The sequence below is a fragment of the Bacillus sp. WMMC1349 genome (assembly GCF_013155385.1).
GTDB lineage: Bacteria > Bacillota > Bacilli > Bacillales > Bacillaceae > Bacillus.
The window spans coordinates 57,501-60,000 of sequence record NZ_JABJUQ010000006.1; the positions used below are offsets into that span (position 1 = coordinate 57,501).

Below are 2,500 nucleotides of genomic sequence, written 5' to 3' on the forward strand. Positions count from 1 at the left end.
GCTAGGCTCCACCATTTTTTTAAAAAAGCACTTGACTATTTGTTTCAATAGAGATATAATAATAGAGTTGCTTTAGAAATGATCTTTGAAAACTAAACAAGACTAAACGTACCTGTTAATTCAAGAAACAAGAAATACAAAGCACATTTAGTGCAAGTCAGGGCAGATATCGTCACAAGTGACGAACTTAATCTGCACTCCATTTTATGGAGAGTTTGATCCTGGCTCAGGACGAACGCTGGCGGCGTGCCTAATACATGCAAGTCGAGCGGACCATAGGGAGCTTGCTCCCGAAAGGTTAGCGGCGGACGGGTGAGTAACACGTGGGTAACCTGCCTGTAAGACTGGGATAACTCCGGGAAACCGGGGCTAATACCGGATGCTTGATTGAACCGCATGGTTCAATCATAAAAGGTGGCTTCGGCTACCACTTACAGATGGACCCGCGGCGCATTAGCTAGTTGGTGAGGTAACGGCTCACCAAGGCAACGATGCGTAGCCGACCTGAGAGGGTGATCGGCCACACTGGGACTGAGACACGGCCCAGACTCCTACGGGAGGCAGCAGTAGGGAATCTTCCGCAATGGACGAAAGTCTGACGGAGCAACGCCGCGTGAGTGATGAAGGTTTTCGGATCGTAAAACTCTGTTGTTAGGGAAGAACAAGTACCGTTCGAATAGGGCGGTACCTTGACGGTACCTAACCAGAAAGCCACGGCTAACTACGTGCCAGCAGCCGCGGTAATACGTAGGTGGCAAGCGTTGTCCGGAATTATTGGGCGTAAAGCGCGCGCAGGCGGTTCTTTAAGTCTGATGTGAAAGCCCCCGGCTCAACCGGGGAGGGTCATTGGAAACTGGGGAACTTGAGTGCAGAAGAGGAGAGTGGAATTCCACGTGTAGCGGTGAAATGCGTAGAGATGTGGAGGAACACCAGTGGCGAAGGCGACTCTCTGGTCTGTAACTGACGCTGAGGCGCGAAAGCGTGGGGAGCGAACAGGATTAGATACCCTGGTAGTCCACGCCGTAAACGATGAGTGCTAAGTGTTAGAGGGTTTCCGCCCTTTAGTGCTGCAGCAAACGCATTAAGCACTCCGCCTGGGGAGTACGGTCGCAAGACTGAAACTCAAAGGAATTGACGGGGGCCCGCACAAGCGGTGGAGCATGTGGTTTAATTCGAAGCAACGCGAAGAACCTTACCAGGTCTTGACATCCTCTGACAACCCTAGAGATAGGGCGTCCCCTTCGGGGGCAGAGTGACAGGTGGTGCATGGTTGTCGTCAGCTCGTGTCGTGAGATGTTGGGTTAAGTCCCGCAACGAGCGCAACCCTTGATCTTAGTTGCCAGCATTCAGTTGGGCACTCTAAGGTGACTGCCGGTGACAAACCGGAGGAAGGTGGGGATGACGTCAAATCATCATGCCCCTTATGACCTGGGCTACACACGTGCTACAATGGGCAGAACAAAGGGCTGCGAAGCCGCAAGGCTAAGCCAATCCCACAAATCTGTTCTCAGTTCGGATCGCAGTCTGCAACTCGACTGCGTGAAGCTGGAATCGCTAGTAATCGCGGATCAGCATGCCGCGGTGAATACGTTCCCGGGCCTTGTACACACCGCCCGTCACACCACGAGAGTTTGTAACACCCGAAGTCGGTGAGGTAACCTTTTGGAGCCAGCCGCCGAAGGTGGGACAGATGATTGGGGTGAAGTCGTAACAAGGTAGCCGTATCGGAAGGTGCGGCTGGATCACCTCCTTTCTAAGGATATATACGGAATGTAAGACCTCGCGGTCTTATCAGACAGGTACGTTTCAGATCTTGTTTAGTTTTGAAGGATCATTCCTTCAAACATAGGATACACCTGCTAAATACGCCACATCCTGTGGCAACGCATGTGTTAGCACATCCTGTGCGTTGTTCTTTGAAAACTAGATAACGTAAGTAGACAATCACATTCAAAAGTAAGACCAAGAATTATCTGTAGTGATTCTTTTTTTAACGGTTAAGTTAGAAAGGGCGCACGGTGGATGCCTTGGCACTAGGAGCCGATGAAGGACGGGACGAACACCGATATGCTTCGGGGAGCTGTAAGCAAGCTTTGATCCGGAGATTTCCGAATGGGGAAACCCACTGCTCGTAATGGAGCAGTATCCATATCTGAATACATAGGATATGAGAAGGCAGACCCGGGGAACTGAAACATCTAAGTACCTGGAGGAAGAGAAAGCAAATGCGATTCCCTGAGTAGCGGCGAGCGAAACGGGAACAGCCCAAACCAAGAGGCTTGCCTCTTGGGGTTGTAGGACACTCTATGTGGAGTTACAAAAGAACGAGGTAGATGAAGAGGTCTGGAAAGACCCGCCATAGGAGGTAACAGCCCTGTAGTCAAAACTTCGTTCTCTCCTGAGTGGATCCTGAGTACGGCGGAACACGTGAAATTCCGTCGGAATCCGGGAGGACCATCTCCCAAGGCTAAATACTCCCTAGTGACCGATAGTGAACCAG

Annotated in this window: 1 tRNA gene and 2 rRNA genes (2 of these 3 only partly in view); all 3 read left to right on the forward strand. The window is 51.0% G+C overall.

Annotated features, from left to right (window positions below):
* Positions 1-14: transfer RNA gene (locus tag HOO54_RS02180), tRNA-Ala, on the forward strand; it begins 62 nt to the left of the window's first position.
* A 189-nt stretch (positions 15-203) separates the two neighbouring features.
* Positions 204-1,753: ribosomal RNA gene (locus HOO54_RS02185) — 16S ribosomal RNA — on the forward strand.
* Between the two features lie 242 nt (positions 1,754-1,995).
* Positions 1,996-2,500, forward strand: a 23S ribosomal RNA gene (locus HOO54_RS02190); it runs 2,427 nt beyond the window's last position.
* Together the 16S and 23S rRNA genes with 1 tRNA gene alongside form the textbook arrangement of a ribosomal RNA operon.